Source organism: Roseibium algae, from assembly GCF_037783265.1.
Taxonomy (GTDB): domain Bacteria; phylum Pseudomonadota; class Alphaproteobacteria; order Rhizobiales; family Stappiaceae; genus Roseibium; species Roseibium algae.
In genome coordinates, this window is sequence record NZ_JBAKIA010000001.1 from 547,893 (window position 1) to 568,337 (window position 20,445).

18 protein-coding genes and 1 pseudogene are annotated in these 20,445 nt (G+C 54.3%); 1 reads left to right on the top strand and 18 read right to left on the bottom strand.

All coding sequences use genetic code 11. The features are described from left to right. Positions 1–12: 12 nt before the first annotated feature. The 9 genes from V6575_RS02495 to V6575_RS02535 all read right to left on the bottom strand — a co-directional run bounded on the left by V6575_RS02495 (position 13) and on the right by V6575_RS02535 (position 10,176). Positions 13–834: a carbohydrate ABC transporter permease gene (locus tag V6575_RS02495; protein ID WP_340272446.1), complete on the bottom strand. Its 822-nt coding sequence runs from the start codon at positions 832–834 to the stop codon at positions 13–15. Beyond that, positions 831–1,715 (bottom strand): carbohydrate ABC transporter permease, encoded by an 885-nt coding sequence (locus tag V6575_RS02500; protein WP_422785502.1) that lies wholly within the window; start codon positions 1,713–1,715, stop codon positions 831–833. The genes V6575_RS02495 and V6575_RS02500 overlap by 4 nt, the downstream gene beginning before the upstream one ends. A gap of 153 nt (positions 1,716–1,868) precedes the next feature. Next, on the bottom strand, positions 1,869–3,152 hold the full coding sequence (locus tag V6575_RS02505) for an ABC transporter substrate-binding protein (RefSeq protein WP_340272449.1): 1,284 nt from the start codon (positions 3,150–3,152) through the stop codon (positions 1,869–1,871). 64 nt (positions 3,153–3,216) lie between these two features. Continuing rightward, the gene (locus V6575_RS02510) at positions 3,217–4,296 is read right to left on the bottom strand and encodes an ABC transporter ATP-binding protein (RefSeq protein WP_340272450.1); all 1,080 of its coding nucleotides are present in this window, start codon (positions 4,294–4,296) and stop codon (positions 3,217–3,219) included. Continuing rightward, positions 4,296–5,084 (bottom strand): DeoR/GlpR family DNA-binding transcription regulator, encoded by a 789-nt coding sequence (locus tag V6575_RS02515; RefSeq protein WP_340272451.1) that lies wholly within the window; start codon positions 5,082–5,084, stop codon positions 4,296–4,298. Before V6575_RS02515 ends, V6575_RS02510 begins: the two co-directional genes overlap by 1 nt. Before the next feature lie 395 nt (positions 5,085–5,479). Beyond that, positions 5,480–6,571, bottom strand: coding sequence for an ABC transporter ATP-binding protein (locus tag V6575_RS02520; RefSeq protein WP_340272452.1), 1,092 nt, complete (start codon positions 6,569–6,571; stop codon positions 5,480–5,482). Between the two features lie 33 nt (positions 6,572–6,604). Beyond that, a complete protein-coding gene (locus V6575_RS02525) occupies positions 6,605–7,738 on the bottom strand; it encodes a carbohydrate ABC transporter permease (RefSeq protein ID WP_340272453.1) in 1,134 nt (377 codons plus the stop codon). 10 nt (positions 7,739–7,748) lie between these two features. Then, entirely contained in the window at positions 7,749–8,738 is a 990-nt protein-coding gene (locus tag V6575_RS02530; protein WP_340272454.1) for a carbohydrate ABC transporter permease, read from the bottom strand. A 79-nt stretch (positions 8,739–8,817) separates the two neighbouring features. Next, positions 8,818–10,176: an ABC transporter substrate-binding protein gene (locus V6575_RS02535; protein WP_340272715.1), complete on the bottom strand. Its 1,359-nt coding sequence runs from the start codon at positions 10,174–10,176 to the stop codon at positions 8,818–8,820. A gap of 235 nt (positions 10,177–10,411) precedes the next feature. Here V6575_RS02535 and V6575_RS02540 point away from each other — a divergent pair, with 235 nt between their 5' ends. Then, positions 10,412–11,437, top strand: a complete 1,026-nt coding sequence (locus V6575_RS02540) for a LacI family DNA-binding transcriptional regulator (RefSeq protein WP_340272455.1) — start codon at positions 10,412–10,414, stop codon at positions 11,435–11,437. Positions 11,438–11,483: 46 nt separating this feature from the next. Here the strand turns inward: V6575_RS02540 and V6575_RS02545 are convergent, their stop codons facing one another. From V6575_RS02545 to V6575_RS02585, 9 genes and pseudogenes are all read right to left on the bottom strand, one after another. Continuing rightward, positions 11,484–12,737, bottom strand: coding sequence for a LysR family transcriptional regulator (locus V6575_RS02545; protein ID WP_340272456.1), 1,254 nt, complete (start codon positions 12,735–12,737; stop codon positions 11,484–11,486). A gap of 38 nt (positions 12,738–12,775) precedes the next feature. After that, a complete protein-coding gene (locus V6575_RS02550) occupies positions 12,776–13,645 on the bottom strand; it encodes an amidohydrolase family protein (protein WP_340272457.1) in 870 nt (289 codons plus the stop codon). Continuing rightward, positions 13,614–15,542, bottom strand: coding sequence for a TRAP transporter permease (locus V6575_RS02555; protein WP_340272458.1), 1,929 nt, complete (start codon positions 15,540–15,542; stop codon positions 13,614–13,616). The genes V6575_RS02550 and V6575_RS02555 overlap by 32 nt, the downstream gene beginning before the upstream one ends. Positions 15,543–15,602: 60 nt before the next feature. After that, positions 15,603–16,526 carry a TAXI family TRAP transporter solute-binding subunit gene (locus tag V6575_RS02560; RefSeq protein ID WP_340272459.1) on the bottom strand — a complete coding sequence of 308 codons (924 nt, stop codon included), beginning with the start codon at positions 16,524–16,526 and terminating at the stop codon, positions 15,603–15,605. Between the two features lie 35 nt (positions 16,527–16,561). Beyond that, the gene (locus V6575_RS02565; RefSeq protein ID WP_340272460.1) at positions 16,562–17,629 is read right to left on the bottom strand and encodes a 4-oxalomesaconate tautomerase; all 1,068 of its coding nucleotides are present in this window, start codon (positions 17,627–17,629) and stop codon (positions 16,562–16,564) included. Beyond that, complete coding sequence (locus V6575_RS02570) at positions 17,622–18,296, bottom strand: 4-carboxy-4-hydroxy-2-oxoadipate aldolase/oxaloacetate decarboxylase (protein ID WP_340272461.1); 675 nt, start codon at positions 18,294–18,296, stop codon at positions 17,622–17,624. The genes V6575_RS02565 and V6575_RS02570 overlap by 8 nt, the downstream gene beginning before the upstream one ends. Continuing rightward, positions 18,296–19,027 carry a PIG-L deacetylase family protein gene (locus V6575_RS02575; RefSeq protein WP_340272462.1) on the bottom strand — a complete coding sequence of 244 codons (732 nt, stop codon included), beginning with the start codon at positions 19,025–19,027 and terminating at the stop codon, positions 18,296–18,298. The genes V6575_RS02570 and V6575_RS02575 overlap by 1 nt, the downstream gene beginning before the upstream one ends. Positions 19,028–19,029: 2 nt before the next feature. Beyond that, positions 19,030–19,330: pseudogene (locus V6575_RS02580) on the bottom strand (VOC family protein); the annotation flags it as partial. Positions 19,331–19,693: 363 nt separating this feature from the next. Beyond that, positions 19,694–20,365 carry a GntR family transcriptional regulator gene (locus V6575_RS02585; RefSeq protein ID WP_340272463.1) on the bottom strand — a complete coding sequence of 224 codons (672 nt, stop codon included), beginning with the start codon at positions 20,363–20,365 and terminating at the stop codon, positions 19,694–19,696. Positions 20,366–20,445 lie beyond the last annotated feature (80 nt).

Consider the following 20,445-nt stretch of genomic DNA (forward strand, 5'->3'; position numbering starts at 1 on the left):
GCCGCAACGCGCCTATTTAATTCCGGCACGCATGAAGCTTTGCACGAATTGTCTTTGGAACAGCAGAAAAGCAATCAAAAGAGGCCCGCTGGTCATCAAGGTGGCCGCATTGATCACAGACCACTCCACACCGCTGTCAATTGCAGAAAAGATGCTCAAGCCGACAGTAACAGGCCGCGTATCTTCCGAGTTGGTTACGATCAACGGCCATAGGAAATTGTTCCAGTGATGGCTGACGGACACGAGCCCATAGGCAAGATAGGTAGGCTTCGCCAAAGGAATATAAACGCGCCACAACACACCGAGGAATGAAGAACCTTCGATCCGGGCCGCCTCATCCAGCTCTTTCGGGATGGTCATGAACGTCTGACGCAACAGGAAGATGCCAAAGCCACTCGCCATATAGGGCAGCGCAATCGCCGGGATCGTGTCCACCAGATCAAGCAGCCTCATTGTCTTGTAGTTCTCGACAATCAGAATATCCGGCATCACCAGAAGCTGCAGCAGGACCAATGTAAAAAGCAGTGAACGGCCCGGAAAATCGAACCGGGCAAAGGCATAGGCCGCTAATGTGCACAACAGAAACTGTCCAGCCAGGATCAGGCTGACCAACATGAATGTGTTCAGGAAATACCGTGCAAAGGGAGCTGCGGCCCAGGCCTTTTCGAAATTCTCAAACGTCAAAGGGGCCGTCAGTACAAACCGCGCTTCATAGGCTGAAGGATGGATTGCCGTCCAAATAGCATAGGCAAGTGGCAGGACCCACAAGAGTGCCAAAAACCAGGCTGCGGCCGTGTTCAGGCATTGATCGAACGAAAGCTTGGACCGGTTCATTTGTAATGCACCTTGCGATCGAAAAAGAAGAATTGCCCAATTGCCAAAGCCGACAGCAACACCAGCAGAACAACAGTCAATGTTGCCGCATAACCAGTCTCCCAGTATCGGAACGCCGTCTCATAGACATAAAACAGCAGCAAGGAAGACGCGTTATCCGGTCCCCCGTCCGTCAGAATGAAAATGTGATCGACAAGACGGAATGAATTGATCACCGCATTCACGGACACAAACAAAGTCGTTGGCATCAGCAAGGGAAATGTGATCCTTCGGAAAACGGTCCAGCGGCTTGCCCCTTCGATCTGGGCAGCCTCGATCAAGGTCACAGGGATCGTCTGCAAAGCTGCCAAATAAAAGATCATAAAGAAGCCAGCTTCCTTCCAGATCGTCACAACGATCACCGCGTTAAGAGCCGTGGCCGGATCTCCCAGCCAGTTGGTACTGGTCCAGCCGAACAGCCCACCGACAATCTGATCAAAAAGGCCAAATCCCGGCGTGTAGAAAAACAGCCAGATATTTGCCACTGCAATCAGCGGCAGAACAGTCGGCGTGAAATAGGCCATGCGGACAAAGCTACGGCCGGCAAGCTTACCATTGACCCAAAGGGCCATGACGATGGCCAAGCCTACTGAAATCGGGATCGTACCGAGTGCAAACCAGAGATTGTTCACCAGCACTTTCCAGAACACTTCATCGCCCAAAAGCCGCTCATAATTGGCAAGTCCAATGAACTTGGCAGATCGTTGTCCGCGCGGTGTCGAATAGAAGCTGTTGATGAAGGTCGTGATCGCTGGAATGTGGGTAAAGGCGAACAAAAACACCATCGCAGGTGCCAAAAGCAGCCAGCCGTGGATCCAGTCCCTCTTGATCGTTACCCGCATGATCATTCCCGTTTTTTCACTTCATTCCGGACAAGTGCAGCTTTGACAGATGACATCTGGAGGCACATTGGCCTTGGCACACTCGTCTGGAATAACGTCGCGTTTCGAAGAAAAGGCCGGGCGGCCAGATCCGGCCGCCCGATCTCCAGGTCTTTAGCGGTATTCTGCCAGGATCGCGTCGGCCTTAGCCTGAGCTTCTTTCAGAGCAGTCGCAGCGTCTTTCTGACCAGTGATGGCCGAAGCAAGAGCATCGTTGAAAATGCCTGTGACGCGCTGGTTCTGGTAGGTGGACAGCTCAGCCTTGGCGAACTCAAGCTGATTGCGAGCAACCAAAGCCGGAGCAAAGTCAGCCACATAGGCCTTCATAGCCTCTGTTTCCCAAGTTTCGGCACGTGGTGCAACGTAACCCGTTGCAATGGTCCACTTTGCGGACTGATCGGGAGCTGTAATCCACTGAACGAAATCAACAGCCGCATCAAGTTGCTCGTCTGAAGCGCCTTTGAACAGGTAGAAGTTACCGCCGCCAGTTGGCGCACCGCGTTGGGCTTTCTCCGGCAACATGGCGACACCAAAATCGAAAGGTGCATTGTCACGCACGTTGGTCAGGTTGCCAGTAGACGTCCACATCATCGCTGTCTGGCCTTCAAAGAAAGCCTTTGGCGTTGCGCCCCATTCGATGATGCCCGGAGCCATCACGCCGTCTTTGGTGCTCAGATCAACCATATATTCAAGGGCTTCGATCACTTTAGGATCATCGAAGTTGGTCTTGTTGCCTTCAGCATTGGCCAGGATCGCACCGTTCTCGATGGCAAGGCCCTGGAAAAGCCAATAAGGGAACCCGGAAGACGGAATGCGGACGCCCCACTGAGTGACTTTGCCGTCAGCGTCTTTTTTGGTCAGCTTTTTACCGAACTCGACCATTTCGGCCCAGGTCGCAGGTGCAACATCAGGATCAAGACCGGCTTCCTTGAAAGCTTCCTTGTTCCAATAGAGAACAGGCGTCGAACGCTGGAACGGAATGCCGTAAGTCTTGCCGCCGGTCTGGCTGTTTTCCATGAAGGCCGGGTAGAAGCCGGACAGCCACTTCTTTTCCGTTTCGGTGGTCAGATACTGATCGAAAGGTACGATCAGATCTTCATCGATCAGAGTGTACATGTCGGCAGACAGGATCACGGAGAGCTGTGGCGGGTTGCCACCACGTGATGCCGTGATCGCCTTGGCAACCGTGTCCTGGTAAGACCCCGCATAGACAGCATCGATTTTCACGCCCGGATTGGCCGCAACATAAGCGTCGGTCAGAGACTGAATGGTCTCGGCAGCTTTGCCACCAACAGAGACTGGAAAGTAGAATTGCAGATCAACCGCATGAGCCGAGGCCCAGGTGCTGAAAGAAAGAGCCGTTACAGCAACGGCCTTCAAAAGTGTGGACTTCATCATCTCAAAACTTCCTTGGTTTGAGCAGGAGCGCCGAAACGCATTTCGCCTGCGCACGACAGCACAGCTATTGGGATCGCAACCGCGATCCGATTTCTGGGATCAGGTCGTCCCGGCGCGAACCGGTTGACGTGTCAAAAACGTGAAGATCGTCAGGGGAAACCCCGAACCTCAGGACTTCGCCAATGGCAATGGCTTTAGATCCGGGAAGTCTTGCCTGAAGGACGGAACCAGCCAGATCGCAATCAACCAGCGTATCTGAGCCAAGGTATTCAACCGCCAGAACCGGGCCGCAAAGCACCCCGTCATCGGCGAGGAACAGTGCCTCCGGACGCACACCGAACAACAGATCTGCGAACAAGCCATCTGCGGATGCCACGGCTGAGACCGGCACCAGGTTCATTGGCGGCGTACCGATAAATTTTGCAGCAAAGGTCGTTGCAGGGCGCTCATAAAGCTCACGCGGAGCAGCTGCCTGTTCAAGTCGCCCGCCATTGAGCAAGACAACCTGATCCGCCATGGTGATGGCCTCAACCTGATCATGCGTCACATAGACCATCGTAAAGCCGAGGCGCTGTTGCAGGGCCCGAAGCTCGACGCGCATTTCGTGACGCAACTTGGCATCCAGATTGGAAAGCGGTTCATCCATCAGGCAGACCGGCTTTTCGCCGACGATCGCCCGCCCCAGCGCCACGCGCTGTTGCTGCCCACCCGACAACTGACCGGGCTTGCGTTCCAGCAATTCGCTTAGGCCGAGCAGATCGGCCACCTGAATCAGCTTCGCATGCCGTTCAGCAGCAGGTACTTTGCGCACCTTCAGTCCGAAAATGATGTTTTCTGCGACGCTCAAATGAGGGAACAGGGCGTAGGACTGAAACACCATCGAGATGTCTCGCTTGGAAGACGCCTTGTCCGTAACATCCTGATCGCCGATCAGGATCTGACCTTCATCCGTTCCTTCAAGGCCCGCAATCATGCGCAATGTTGTCGACTTGCCGCAACCGGACGGCCCAAGCAGAACGGTAAATGATCCAGCGGGAATATCGATGGACACGTCGTCAACAGCTCGGCTATTGCCGAAAAGCTTACCGACACTTTCCAACCGGATTGGTTTACCAGCACTAGAGGAAGGCCCGTTTCCAGACATCACCCGAACTCCTCATCATTTGCCACGATGACATTGGTTTTTGCGCCGACCAAAAGTGCCTCTATGGCAGCAGGCATTGGCCGGTCTGTGCACACATGAGAGACATCGGAAATATGGCCGCCGCGCACATGAGCTGTTCGGCTGAATTTCGTATGATCCAGCACCAGGAATGATTGGCGGCAATTGGCGAGGATCGACTGCCTCGCTGCGACTTCTTCTTCATGAAAGTCCAGAAGAGTTCCGTCTTCATCAACGCCTGCAACGCCGAAGATACCGATGTCGACCTTGTAATTTGCAAAGAAATCCTGCGCCGCCGTGCCCAGGATATCCCTGTCACCATGACGAAGCCGTCCACCAGCGATGGTCACCTGAAAACTTGAATTGATTGACGCAGTAAAAGCCACGTTCAGATTGTTGGTGAAGATGCAAAGGCCTTCATGCCCAATCAGGGCCTGCATGACGATCTCCGGCGTCGTGCCAATCGAGAACGCCAGAGAGCTGGCATTCTGGATCGAGCCAGCCACCACATCCGCAATGCGCTTCTTGCGCGCCAGATTAAGTATTTGCCGTGTGCTGTAGTGGATGTTTCCAGCGGGGGCTGGCGGCTCAACACCGCCATGTGTTCGGCGTAAAACACCCAGCTCACACAATCCGTTCACATCACGTCGGATGGTTTGTGTCGTTACCTCGAAACGGTCCGCCAACTCATCGACCGATGCAAAACCTGTCTTTTGCACAAGATCCGCGATTTCGGCCTGCCGTCCCGTGATATCGATCTGCCCCAACATGATGCGAGCACGTCCTTCCCGTTTCCGCACTTGTCAATGCGGAGCCATTGCGCGACGATGTATCGACGCATCTCGAATGCCCTGTTTTTCGAGCGATTGATGAGGTGTTTAGAATGTTCATATGAACCTAATTAGACGTTCACATGAACATGACGTGACAGAACCCAACGGCCACGCACAGCCCAATCCCATTCGCTGGAAAAATGAAGTCCGCAAATGGCTGTCAGATAAATAATGCTGAAAAAATCAGGCCCATAGAACGACCACACGGCGCTCCAAGCAGCTCGTGGGCCTTATGGGATATGATTAAACTCAGATGGATTACACCATGTCAGCGCCATGGCTTTCATGGTGACATCCGCCCTTCTTTTTCAAACTCATTTGTGAGCCTGACACTACCGATAAAGGAATGAAATCCCCGAAGCGTCGAACAGATGGAGCTTCTCTGAAGCAGCGGTCAGGCGCACTTTGGCGCCTTTCCGGATCGACTGGATACCGGGCAATTTTACAACAAAACTGGCGTCCTCTCCCTCGGCCTCGAAATAAAGCACCGTGGTTTCCCCAAGAGCTTCGACGATTTTCACGTTGCCCTCGAACAGAAAGTCCGCGCCATCAGTGATCGTCAGATCTTCCGGGCGCACACCGAATTTGACCGCTGTTCCCTGATCGCCAGCTTCGGACGGTACTTGCACTGTGGCGGCCCCGCCATTCACAATTTGCACAGCCGTCTCAGCGCCGGTCCCCGTCAACTCTGCCGGAAGCATGTTCATGGCTGGTGAACCAATGAACTGCGCAACAAATGTGTTCGCCGGCCGCTCATAAAGCTCCAATGGTGCACCGACTTGCTCGATATCACCGCCATGCAGAACAACGATCCGACTGGCGAGTGTCATTGCTTCGACCTGATCATGGGTCACATAGATCATCGTGCTCTCGGGCATGCTCTCCTTGAGCTGCGCAATCTCGATACGTGTTGCAACACGAAGGGCGGCATCCAGATTTGAAAGAGGCTCATCAAAGAGGAAAACCTTGGGGTCACGCACGATAGCACGACCAATTGCAACGCGCTGACGCTGCCCGCCGGACAATGCTTTGGGCAAACGGTCCAGATACGGCTCCAATTGCAAAATCCGTGCTGCATTACCAACCACCGCGTCAATTTCGGCCTTGGGCTTCTTGGCGATTTTCATGCCGAACGCCATGTTGTCGCGCACGGTCATATGCGGATAAAGCGCATAGGTTTGAAATACCATTGCGATCCCACGTTGGGCAGGCGGCGTCTGGTTCATCAGCTCGCCGTCAATTTGCAGTTCGCCGCCGGTGATGGTTTCCAGTCCCGCAATCATCCTGAGAAGCGTGGACTTTCCGCAGCCGGACGGCCCAACGAACACAACAAGCTCGCCTTTATCAATTTCCAGATCGATGTTGCGCAGAACTTCGACAGCGCCATAGGACTTGCTGACGTTTTTCAGGGAAACAGAGGTCATGTCAGCGTCTCCAGTGTTGTTATCTTGAACATTCTATTTCACCGACCCAGCCAGAAGCCCACGCACCAGATAACGCTGCAAGGAAAAGAAGACGAGAAGCGGAACTGCGATTGAGACAAATGCAGAGGCTGTCAGGATTTCCCAGTTTCCGCCTCTGGAGCCCAGGAGTTCTCTCAAACGCGCCGTCATCACAAGCTGCTCTTCATTGTTTCCGAGGAACACCGTGGCAATCAGCAGATCATTCCAGACCCAGAGGAACTGGAAAATGGCAAAGGACGCCAGCGCCGGAAATGACAGCGGCAGAACGATCTTGCGAAAGATGTCAAAATCAGACGCTCCATCCACTTTGGCGCTTTCGATAATTTCTTTCGGCAGGCCCTTGATGTAATTCCGCAAAAGATAGATCGCCAACGGCAGTCCAAAGCCCGTATGGGCCAACCAGACACCGACATAACTCTTGCCGATGCCAACATCGGTATAAAGACGCAACAAGGGGATCAGCGACATCTGCAAGGGCACGACCAACAGGCCAACCACCACAGCCAGCAGCAAAGAGCGACCCGGAAACTTCATCCATGCCAGCGCATAAGCCGCAAACGCCGCAATCAGGATCGGAATGATGGTGGCCGGGATCGTGACCGTCAGCGTATTGATAAAGGACCGCCCGATGCCTTCTGAAAACATCACGTTTCGATAATTCTCAAGGGTAAACCTCGGAGGATCAATCGACGTGAAAAAGATACGCGCTCCGCGCTTACCCTTCATCTCCTCAGACGAGGCGATCCGGTAGTCACCATTGGCCATAACGCTCAAGGTCCGCCCCTTGGTCAGCTCCGCGCTTTGGCCAGCGTCAAATGCGGTTGGAGCCTTGCTGGAAAAGCCAAATTTGGTAATTTCTCCAGCGGCCTGCCCTTCAAATACATTTCCGGAGATGACCCATTGACCTGCTTGTTCGACCTGAGCTTCTGCTGCCGGCGCCCGATAGACAATGTTGCGCTCAGTTGGCGTTAGGGCGGTCCACCAACCGGAGACAGACAGCTGATCACCATCCCGAAAAGAAGACACGAGCAGACCAAAAGTTGGAATTGTCCAGAGCAGCACCAAAGCCGCGACAGAAAGATGTACGGCCCAGATCAGAAGCGGGCGTCGTCCTGCGATACCATCCATAAGACGTTCCTCAGCCCTCTTTCCGCGCTTCGCGGATATTCCAGATCATGATCGGAATGACCATAACCATGATGACAAGTGCGATGGTTGCCGAGCGGCCAAAGTCCAGCCCCCGGAACATCCAGTCGAACATGTAGTTCGCCAGCACCTGCGTCCCCCATTGACCGTTGGTCATGGCAAGAACGATATCGAACACCTTCAGGACAAGAATTGTGATGGTCGTCCAGACGACTGCAATGGTGCCCCAGATTTGCGGAACCTTGATCTTCAGGAAAATCTGGAAGGGATTGGCACCATCCAAAACGGCAGCTTCAATCGTTTCTTCCGAAATCCCGCGCAGCGCTGCCGACAGGATCACCATGGCAAATCCTGTCTGGATCCAGATCAGGATCACCATCAGAAAGAAGCTGTTCCAGAACGGCAATGTGATCCAGGCCTGAGGCTCACCGCCAAGGCCGACCACAATCGCATTCAGCAAACCAATTTGCTCAATGTTCTCCCCTCGGATGTCATAGACAAACTTCCAGATCACCGACGCACCAATGAAGGAAATCGCCATCGGCATGAAGATCATCGACTTGGCAATGTTCCCCCAGCCAATCCGGTCGGTGAGGGCGGCTGCAATCAACCCGAAGAACGTTGCCGCCGCAGGCACCACAATCAGCCAGAGAAGATTGTTAAACAGGCTTTCGCGAAAACCCTGATCGGCAAACAGCCAACTGTAGTTCGCAGTTCCAACGAAAACCTCACCGGACGGTCCGTAGAAGGACAACATCACCGAATTCACGACTGGATAGATGAGATAAAGCGTCAACAGCACGATGGCGGGCCCAAGAAAAAGCCAGGGTCTTATACTGTTGGCTCTGAGGATATTTTGCCCAGCTTTTGACCCGCTCGCCGGATATATCCCATCGAGGATTTTATTCGTTCCCCAAAAATACAAGACGCAGGCACCGACTCCCGCTGCCATAGATGAAAACGCAAAAATCAGCTGTTCCATGGGTTCCTTCCCTTACGGCCTCTTGAGGCCGAGGTCGACGCTGAGAAAAACTCACGCGTCGACCACCCTTGTGGCAGCGTTACTTGATGGCATCCCAGCTTTTCTGGATGTCGGTCGCAACTTGGTCTGCAGGCTCCCCGCCGACATAATTGACCATTCCGGTCCAGAAAGCTCCGGCACCAATTGCACCAGGCATCAAGTCTGATCCATCAAAGCGGAACGTGGTGGCACCAAGCAGAATTTCGCCAAGGCCCTTCAATGTGTCATTCGCATAAGCATCCACATTGACCCCTTTATGAGGTGTCAAAAACCCGGACTGCGCCATCCAGACTTCATGGGCAATCGGCGATTTCAGAAAATCAATGAAGGCATGTGCTTCAGGGGTTTCATTGGTAATCGCAAAGACGGTGCCTGCACCGAGCACCGGCGACCCCAGGTCCTTGCTTTCATAGGCTGGAAAATAGAAGAAGTCTGCGTCCACGCCCATTTCCGTACCTTCAGGAAAGAAAGACGGAATAAACGATGCCTGGCGGTGCATGTAGCAAGCAGGCGGCGAGGTAAACAGACCCTTCGGGCTGTCGCGAAAATCAGAGGCTGCAACAGCCCCAGGCGTATCAACAAATTTCTCGTTGTTGGCGAACCAACCGAACTCTTCGATGGCTCCAACGACACGCGGATCATTAAACGGGATCTCGTTCGCAACCCAGGCGTCATAGACTTCAGGCGGCTGGGTGCGCAGCATCATGTCCTCAACCCAGTCGGTTCCCGGCCAGCCGGTCGCGCCGCCAGATCCCAGACCGATGCACCAAGGGGTTCCGCCGTCAGCGACAATCTGTTCGGTAAGAGCCTTCAGGTCTTCCATGGTCTCTGGAATTTCATAGCCAGCATCCTCGAAGTTATCAGGGCTGAACCAAACCAACGACTTCACATCGGCCTTGTAGAAAAACCCGTAAAGATGTTCGGATCCGTCTTTGCCGGCAAATGTCCCCAAATCGACCCAAGATTGCCCGGCCGCGTAATTATCGCGCACCCAGTCGCCGGTTTCAGACCCGAGCGGCACCAGGAAGCCCTTGGCAGCGAGGTCCGATGCCAAACCAGGCTGCGGGAAAATCGAGATATTCGGCGCCGATCCTGCCTGAGTATCAATCACGATCTGCTGCTCGAAGCTGTCTGAACCGGAGTACTGAACGTCAATACCGGTTGCTTCTTCGAAATAGGCCAGGGTGTTTTCGACCAGCTCTTTGTCAGCCCCCAGCCATGGACCGAACACGGTCAGCGTCTTGCCGGAAAGGTCGTTGGCCTTCAGAGCCTCATAGCTTTCCCAATTGAACCGGGCATCCTCACCTGGCTTGAACAGAAGATCAGCCTGAGCTGCCGCGGCGCTCACTCCCACTGCCAGCGCGGCAATCGCCGAGCACGTCAAAAACCGTGACTTCATCATGATCCTCCCAGATCCAAATAAAACACTTGACCCTAAGGCCTATCATTTGGGCACCTTATCAGAGTTGCAAAAAATATCTTGCACACCCATCCAAACCGCTTTGAATAGAAAGTTAACATGTCCCGATGTCACCATATTGTCAAGAAAGCCTTTGTCACACTAACCTAACATTTCGTTTTGCCTGTCTTCATGCAATGACGTCTCAAAGCGATTTGAATTTGGAGCGCGCATATTGAATCTGAAGGAATTATCCAGGGCTCTGGAGCTGTCTCAGACCACGGTCAGCCGGGCGCTGAATGGCTATCCGGAAGTCAATGCGGAAACAAGACAGCGCGTTGAGGAGATGGCAGCCAAGCTTGGCTATGCGCCAAACCAGCAAGCCAGGCGACTGGCAACTGGCCGCGCCATGTCGATCGGCCATGTAGTACCACGCTCTCTTCATGAGATGATGAACCCCGTTTTCATGGAATTCATAGCCGGGGCTGGAGAGGCCTATTCCCAGCACGGATATGACATGATTATTTCAGTGGTTGGCGATCAAGACGTGGAAGACGCCTACCGTGAAATTGCATCCAGGAAAAAAGTGGATGCGGTGATGGTTCATGGCCCACGCATTGGTGATAATCGCCCCGCCCTTTTGGCGGAACTTGGCCTCCCGTTCCTGATACATGGCCGTATACCCGGACTGGAGAAGACCACTTCCTGGATCGACGTCAACAATGGTCAGGCGTTCGAACGCGCAACAAATCTGCTTCTGGATCTCGGCCATCGTCGAATCGCATTGTTAAACGGTCTGGAAGACATGGATTTTGCGGCGCGCAGGCGTGCAGGGTTCGAAAAAGCCCACGCTGACCGGGATCTGCCAGTCGACCCAAAGTTGCTACGTGCTGCAGACATGACCGAACCCTATGGAGCAGATAGCGCTCTTTCGATGCTCCGTCAAAAAGCCCCGCCAACTGCTTTTCTGGTTTCCAGTATGATCACAGCCATCGGCGTTGCCCGTGCCATTGGCCTCTGCGGGCTCAAAATCGGGAGGGATATTTCAGTCATCACACATGATGACGCGCTCTCCTTCCTGCCCAACAGTGGTGAGGTTCCCATTTTCACCTGCACCCGATCATCTGTCCGCCACGCGGGTAGCCGGGCAGCTCATCTGCTGATCGAAAAGATCCTTCCAGACCCAACGACCCTGGTGAGTGAGTATCTTGAATCAGAACTCATCATCGGCCAGTCGACAGGCCCTCATCAGGCCAACTGATCCGAACACGCACACGCGCCATGCTGCCAAACCGTTCAAGTCCGACCTAAACAGGCATGATCGCCGTTTCCAGTGCGCTCAAGAAGTCAGCCTGCAAGGCAGTCGGTTGCCAATCGGCGCGAGTGGTCAGGCCGATCGGCCTTTCACTGCCTTCCAGCGAAAATGGCAGGACTTCGAGCAGTCCGGCTTGGAGTTCATAATAGATCTGACGTTGGGATATGATTGTCAGGAAATTCGATTGGGTCAGAATTCCGCGCAAAGCCACCAATGACCCCGTCTCGATGACACCCTTCAGATTTCCGTCGCCCACAAGCGTTTCAAATAAATGACGAGTTGGAGTTCCGCGCCGCGGCAAAACCCATCGGCTATTGGCCAGGTCCTCACGAGTCAGCTCATGCCTGCCCGCCAAGGGATGCCCCTTACCGGATACAATCACCAAACGGTCTTCAAACAAACGCTTCTGCTTCAAACCGCTGTGCATGATCTTGCCGCGCAATGCCCCGACCAACACATCTATGTTGCCTGTCTCCAGGCTTTGCAACAAACCTTCATAGGTTCCGTCCAACACACCTATCGTCGCCTCAGGATATTTTTGCGACAAAGCGACCACAGCATCGGGAACAATTCTGGTGCGCGCGAGTGGCAATGTGCCGATGATCAGACGGCCGTCATAGGCCCCGTCGAACTCCCGGACTTCCTCATAAGCACTGTCCAGCTCTTTAAGAACCAGACTCGCCAGCTTGGAAAAATCGAGCCCCGACTGAGTCAGCTGCACCCGGCGCAAGCCGCCTGAGAATAACTGCAACCCAATGATACCCTCAATTTCACGCGCAGCACGCTGCACCGAGGGTTCAGATTGACCGAGCGCGCGCGCTGCAGAAGAAAAACTGCCAGCGCGCCCAACAAAGCACATAGCCTTCAAGTGAGAGACTGTCAGGTGGCTTTCCAGAGATCCGCCGCGTTTCGGGCGATCTGACCGTAAGCGCCGGGAAACACCCTGACTAAAACTCCGGACCAGATCGAGAATTCTCCGGGTTCGACTGATCACGATCATGCCGCGATCCGTCGCGAAAACACCGTTGCCATGACGTTCGAGAAGCTTACCGCCAAACTGGTTACTCAAGCGGATCATCGCCTGCGAAGCCGCAGGCTGTGAAATATGCACGCCTTCCGCAGCAGTTGTCAGAGCTCCACACCGTTGGGCTGCTTCAAGCAGCCGAAGATGACGTAGGTTCGGATAAGCCTTTTCCAACGCAGCGGGACTATCCGCGACCTCAGAAACGCCTGACTGCAATTCCATAGTCTAACTCATGCCGAAATAAGACTGCCCGAAATTGGTCAGCGATCCCAGTATAGGCGCATTGGATTCTCAACCAGTAATTTTTTCTGAAGGATTTCAGTCGGCGCGATGATTGGAATCCGATCAACCAGCAGACCATCATCTGGAAGATGGCTCTTCATGTTTGGATGCGGCCAATCCGTCCCCCATAAAACACGGTCGGAAAATCGTTTGACAAGCGTGCGGGCAAAAGGCGCTACATCATCATAGGGAGGCCCGTCTATGGTCAACCGCTCAGGACAGCCAACCTTCACCCAGAATTTCTCGTTTTCCATAAGAGCTATGAAATTCTGAAATCCTTCTCCCTCAACACCAGATGCCGTATCGGGGCGCCCCATGTGATCGATCACAACGGTCACCGGCAAACTTTTCAGGAAGGGTGCCAACTCATCAAGATCTGGGGCCTCGAAATAGACAACAACATGCCAGCCAAGCTCTTTAACCCGCTCGGCCAAACGCATATAGACATCCTTCGGACCTGGATCGACAAGACGACGGACGAAATTAAACCGGATGCCACGCACACCCGCTTCGTCCATATCCTGAAGCTCAGCATCGCTGATGGCGGGATCTACGACAGCAATGCCACGGGTCAGATCAGGCGCTGCCCGCAGTGCATCAATCAGCGCAGCATTGTCCGTGCCGTGGCAGCTCGCCTGCACAATCACATTTCGTGACAATCCGAGATGATCTCTGAGCGCAAACAACATCTCCTTTGGCGCGTCCGTCGGCGTATATTTCCGCTGAGAAGCATAAGGAAAACTGCTGCCTGGACCGAACACATGACAGTGCGCATCAACCGACCCGGCGGGTGCCTTAAATGCCGGCTTGGACGGATCAGGATGCCAGGTTTGCGGATCGACGGTCATGTGAACTCCAGAGACGCCAAAGTGAGAAGACAAGGAAGACAGTACCAAGGACCTTTGCCGCAAGCCCCAAAGGCGCGAGTTGGGCCAAGATCAGTGAATAGGTAAAGCATGCAGCTGACAGCCAGAACGCGACGCGTTCAATGTGGCCAAGGGGCTGAATACACCAACCAGTCATCGCCGTGCCCGCAGCGAACACACCTGCGAAAGCGGCATAGGTTGCCAAACAAACCTCAAGCGGCGAGCCAATAAGCAGCAACTCCGGCGCATAGACAAACAAGAAGGGGGCAACAACCTTCACAAACCCCAGCCGCATGGCCTCAATCGCAGTTTCATTTGGCGAGGCCCCCGCAATCGAGGCTCCGGCATACGCAGCAAGTGCGACAGGCGGAGTAATGGCGGACAGCAGGCCATAGTAGAAGATGAACATATGGGCTGCGATAATCGGCAAGCCGAAATTCTCGAGTGCCGGAGCGATCAGGATCGCCAGCAGCAAATAGGCTGCCGATGTCGGCATTCCGAGGCCGAGAATAAAGGAGGCAACCATCGTCAGGCACAGAACCAGAAATAGGTTATCACCGCCGAAATCCAGGATCATACCGGAGATTTTGAGCGCCATGCCTGTCAGCGTCAACACGCCGATCAGCATGCCAGCAATGGCAACCGCAGCAACCACCGGCAACACATTGCGTACGGTGTCCACCAACACCTCAACCAAGGCGCTGGGGCCAAGGCGCGTCTTGTCTGAAATCAAGGAAATGATCAGCGTCGCTGCAATACACAGGACCGCTGCCTTTGCCGGCGTATAGCCGTAGACCAGGAACCCGACCAGAGCGACAAGAGGCAAGAGCATGTAGCCACGTCCTGCCAGCACAGACATGAGTGAAGGAACATCGGACCCGTCTGAACGGGCCAGGTTGAACTTCCCGGCTTCAAGGCGTACCGACACAAGCAGGGCAAAGACGTAGAGCAGTGCCGGGATCAAAGCCGCAGCAGCGATTGTCGCATAGGGCGTCTGGGTCAGCTCTGCCATGAGGAATGCAGCAGCCCCCATGACCGGCGGCATGATCTGCCCGGCAGAGGAGGCAGCAGCCTCAATCGCAGCTGCCACTTTAGGCCGATAGCCGGTCCGTTTCATGAGTGGGATCGTAAACGTCCCCGTCGTCACCACACCAGCAACAGCAGATCCATTGATGGAAGAAAACATGGTCGAGGACACGACGGCCGTCAGCGCTGGACCGCCTTGAATACGCCCCGTCAACGCATGCGCCAGATCGACGAAAACCTGCCCAAGGCCCGTGCGCAACAGCAGCGTTCCCAAAAGGGAGAAGAGCAGGATGTATTGCGCGGCAACGCCCATGGGCAATCCGAAGATACCTTCTGTGCGTAGGAAAAGGTTGGAGGTGATCCTTCCCAGGCTATATCCGCCGTGCCCGTAGACACCAGGGATCAGATCTCCCAAGAACGCGTAGGCAAGAGCTGCGACCCCAAGGCCCACCATAACCCAGCCAACAGTGAAGCGCGCCAGTGTCAGCACAGCCACTACCGAGACGACGAATAGCGCCATATGCGTTGTACTCGCGATGCCGCCGGAGAAAATAATCGCCATGTAGTTGATATACAGATACGGCCCAGGAATGAGGACGACCGCAGCCAGAAGATAGATTGGAACGCGATAGGTGAGCTTGGTTCGACCGGCACTGACGATGAACAGTCCAGCCGATGTCATCAGCGAAAAGAACAAGGACCGCAGCAACAAAGCCGTGAGACTGCCTGTCCAGGCAGAGTGGATCACCAGAACCGTAGCGGCGCAGGCAAGGACCGCCAGGATCACGCAGACAGCGCGATGCTCGTATCTGCCGAGCGTTCCCTCAGGCAGAGTTTTCCATATGCTAGCCAAAACGGCGTTCCTTAATTGAGAAGTCTGGCGGAACCGCAACGGTCCCGCCAGAGATAGGGATTATTGATGTTCGTCGAAGTAGCGTCTTGCGCCTTCGTGCAGCTCAATTGGTGTATTAAACGCCCAGTCCATGCTGATTTTTTTCGCAGCCGGATGCACCTGACCAAGAGTATCCAGATTGTCGAACAGGGTTTTGGTGATCTGATAGATCAACTCAGGATCAGCGTCCTCAGATGCAAAGAGGATCGCAGGATCGCCAATGGCTGAAACAGCCACATCCGTGCCTTTATAGAGACCAGCTGGAATCTCTGTCAGCTGATAGAACGGAAATTCCTTCAGCAAACCTTCGACGGCAACCGGATCAACGGGCAGAATGGTCACATCCGTGGTTGTCGACAGCTCGATGAAGGCTGATGCAGGTGTGCCCGACAGGATCAAGGATCCGTCGAGATTACCATTCTTGATGGCACCTGTTGCCTCGCCATAGGAGAGGAAAGAGATGTTATCCATGTTGAAGGCATCATGAGCCTGCAACAGTCGCGTCGACAAAACTGAAGAGTTGGAACCTGGAGGTCCAACACTGATTTTCAGATCCGCCAAATCAGCAATGCTGGTCGCACCGCTTGCCTTGGTCGCAGCCACCTGAAGAACGGCGGGATAGAGCATGGCAATCGCAGCAACATTCTGGGACTCGTCAAATGGAGCCTGTGCATTTTTCCCGGCAAACAACGTGGATGCACTGGAGAACCCAATGGTCATCTCACCGGCAGAAACACGGCGCACGTTCTCAATTGAAGCACCGGTGACTTCCGCATTCGCGGTTACGCCGTCCAATTTCTTGGTCAGAAGATCCGCCATACCAGCACCGACTGCATAAAATGCGCCGCCTGTGCCACCGGTTCCTATTGATACCCTGTCTTCAGCCAGAGCCGGGCTTGTCAGCAAAGCCACTACGGTCGAGGCAGTAAGTAATTTCTTGATCATGTTAGTCCTCCCTATAGGAATTTAGACAATCAACATCATGGAAAAACCATTCCGTCGAAGAGCTTACGTGAAGTTCGCAGCACACCGGATGACGTCGGATTTCCAACCTCATCCAAAGTGGTCACAACAGAAAATTCGCCTGTGGGATGTTCAACAGACAGAACCTTCGGATTTCCGTTTGGTATATTTGCTAGCTCGGATGCAGGCCCCTGAGGCAACAGGCAGGCTGTGCCCACGCTGACAGCACCGAGAACGCCGATGGCGGCATGACAGCGATGAGGTATGAATGTACGAGTTGAAATGCAGCCAGCCTGCGGAGCACTGACAAGCGTCATTTTCGGGATCGATTTTTCTGTGACATCGCCCAGGTTCATGACGGGGCCAGCCTGAAGGCGGATCTCTTCAAGTTGGCTTCTCAACGCCCCGTTGGCTTCAAGTTCTTCCGGAGCTTCACCACCGCTCACACCCAGGTCAGACGCTTGCAGAATGACGCAGGGCATGCCGTTGTCGATCAACGTAACGCGAACGCCATCGATCTCGTCCACCATATTCCCGCTTGGCAATAAAGCGCCGCATGTAGAGCCTGCGGTGTCTTCGAACACAATGGACACTGGCGCAGCCGTGCCTGGCACGCCGTCTATTTTGGCATCGCCAGAATAGTTGATGCAGCCTTCAGGCGTTTGCACCACAGCCGTCGCGAACTGCTGGGTGTTCTCCATGAAGATCCGCACCGACGTTTCTCCATCATTCGCAGACAAGAGACCGCGTTCAATGGCGAAAGGAGCCACTCCGGCAAGGATATTCCCGCAGTTCTGCGTGTCAGTGACGATCGCCTGATCGACGAAGACCTGAAGAAAAAGGTAATCGACATCAACACCCGGACGCTCAGATTTTTGAACAACAGCGACCTTTGAGGTCAACGGATCCCCGCCCCCCAAGCCATCGATCTGACGCGGGTCCGGCGATCCCATGATGTTGAGCAAAACAGCATCTCGCTCTGACGGATCTGCTGGCAGGTCATCAGCGAGGAAATAGCCGCCCTTCGACGTTCCTCCCCGCATCCACATTGCCCGGATTCCATCAAAGCTGCTGTTGTCAGACATACTTCAAGCCCTTGTCCGCAAGGCGCTCGCGCATATTGTAAATGTCGAGGCCAAGCTCACCAGAAGCCAAACGCTGCCGCTTGCCTTCTTCCGCATCAAGCCGCGCCTTTGCCTTGTCCAGAACCGCAGCAGCCTCCTCGCGGCGAACGACACAAACGCCGTCATCGTCAGCCACGATGATGTCGCCTGGATGGACAGCAGCGCCAGCACAAACGATAGGAACATTGACCGAGCCGACAGTCTCCTTGACTGTACCTTGCGCAAAGACCGCCTTTGACCAAACGGGAAAGCCCATCTCGGTCAGGTCCTTCACATCGCGAACGCCCGCATCAATGATCAGCCCGCGACCACCATGAGCCAACAGCGAAGTCGCCAGCAGATCGCCAAAGTAGCCATCTTCGCAGGGAGATGTCGGCGCAAGAACAAGGATATCGCCGTCCTTCACCTGTTCAATCGCAACATGCAGCATCCAATTGTCGCCAGGAGGCGCCAGTATGGTCACAGCAGAAGCAGCGAGTTGCGCACCCGAAAAAATCGGGGTCATGTAGGATGCCAGAAGCCCCTTGCGACCCTGCGCCTCATGAACCGTGGCTACACCGCATTCTCCAAGCGCCTTGATGACCTGCGGGTCGGCCCGTTCAATGTTTTGAACCACAACGCCACCCATCACAGTTCATCCACGGTGCGGGGGAAGACCGACTGAAAACCTTCTGCGTATTTCGCCGCCCGACCGCCAGCCTGACCACCCGAATTACGGCGAAAGTGATTGGCACGATTTTCAGCGACATTCGTGTAGTAATCCCACAAATGCTCCTGGCCTTGCATGCACTCGATGGCCGCCCGCTTCTTGTCCCAGACATCAGTGATGTCCAGGAACGTATCCGGTTTCCAGCCCATTTGCTCTGTCTGGTGAGGCTCGAAGAGATAAAGCTGCGGTGCGCCAAGAACCTTTTCATCCGGATTGTGGCCCCAAGCCTGAGCAATCATGCGGCATTCCAGTGCCACATTGGTGGCATACATGTGGTCCGTATTATAAGGGTCGTACTGGGAGTGACTCAGCATGAAATCTGGCTGAACCTTGCGAATGACATCAACCAGACGAAACTTTGCATCTGTGTCCAGCTGAAGCGGATAGTCGCCAAGGTCAAAGAACTGAATATCACTGACATCCAAAGCCGTCGCAGCGTTTTCAGCTTCCTTACGCCGTTCGGTTTTAACGGTCTCCAGGGTCATGCCTTCGCGCTTCCAAAGTTTGGCGCTCTCACCGCGCTCGCCATAAGACAGGCAAACAACGGTCACGTCATATCCCTTGGCCTCATGCAAAGCGATCGCACCGCCGCAGCGCCAGACAAAGTCAGCCGAGTGAGCACTCACAACCAGTGCCGTTTTGTTCGCCATTTTCATCCCCTAGTCTCACCCACCGGCGGCGTGCCGTGGGTGTGAAAATTCTTGATTGTCTGCAGGCCACAGGCCTGACCGTTCTTGCGATCTTCCTAGCTCCACACGACCACCTCCCAGTCAGGCTGGAGGATCAGGCGCGTGCCCGCATTGGCAACCTCAATCCGATTCCCGGCTGGCTCATACACGTAGAGAAAGAACGCTCCCCTGAACCGCATGTTTGTGGGGCCCAGTCTCGATAAAGGTGCCATTATCCAGAAAGATATCCGCCTCCCGCAGGACGTCCTCGCGCTGGTCGACAGCAGATCGACTAGCGTTTCCTCAAGGAACCAGCCTGATACATAGCCAAGCATAATTTCCAATCGTCTGGCTCAAAGTTACAGGCGCAGCGATCGGCACACAAATCCAAGCCAAGCCATAAGTCATAACTTTTAACTACAGATATAACTTCAACCTATCAACGACGGCGAGCGCCTGCCCGTCGAGGCTGCGCTGCAAACAGTTCTGGAAGCAAGTTTGGTAAAGCTCTGAAAAGAACTGATCTCCAGAAAAAGTCAGACTGCCTGATTTCCACAAGTCCGTGGATAAGCCGCTGAGCAAACGCGACCGCCATCGACTTCAGTAGAAAGGCATTTTTCCACATGAGCGTCGAAGCCAATCGACCTCCTACACCTGCACCAATCGGCACGTTGTAAAAACCTCCTGCAGCGCCTGCTTGACAACTTCCAGATGGCAAACACAAAGCGAGAAGGCCATGTCCGAGTCTCCAGACAGGACAGCAGCCAACAGGTCTCGATGATCCTGAACTGCGCTGACCGGCTTGTTCCGCATGCGCAGCAGAACCATTCGCCCTCGATAGACCTGATCAAGAAGACAACCAGCATAACCCGCAAGGCGTCGGTTGCTGCTCAAACTCAACAACTTGCGATGAAACTGATCATCAGCCTCGCCCCAAGCGTCAAGATCACCATCGCCGTGTGCCTTCTCAAGATTGTAAATCAGGGCCTCCAACGCCTCGAGGTCCTCAGCAGCGACTTGATTACCAGCAAGTTTAGACAGCGCGGCCGGCTCCAGCGCGATCAGAAGATCGTAAATCTCCAACAGGTCACTCAAAGACAGCGCGAGTACTTTGGCACCTCGCCTTGGCACCAACTCGACGAGCCCATCAGATTCAAGCCTGATTAACGCCTCTCGCACAGGGGTGCGGCTCATACCTAGCCGTTCGGCGATATCGGGCTCTGGAGCCTGAAACCCAGGAGGCAACTTACTCTGAAGAATTTCATCTTTCAGGCGATCATAGGCGTTATCTACACGGGTTAATTTTGTTTTTCTTTGCATATTAAAGTGAAGTCCCAGTCCCCTGAAGTAAAACAGCTCAACTTTGCAAGGCACAATGGTAAGTTGAATCGCTCACCGGC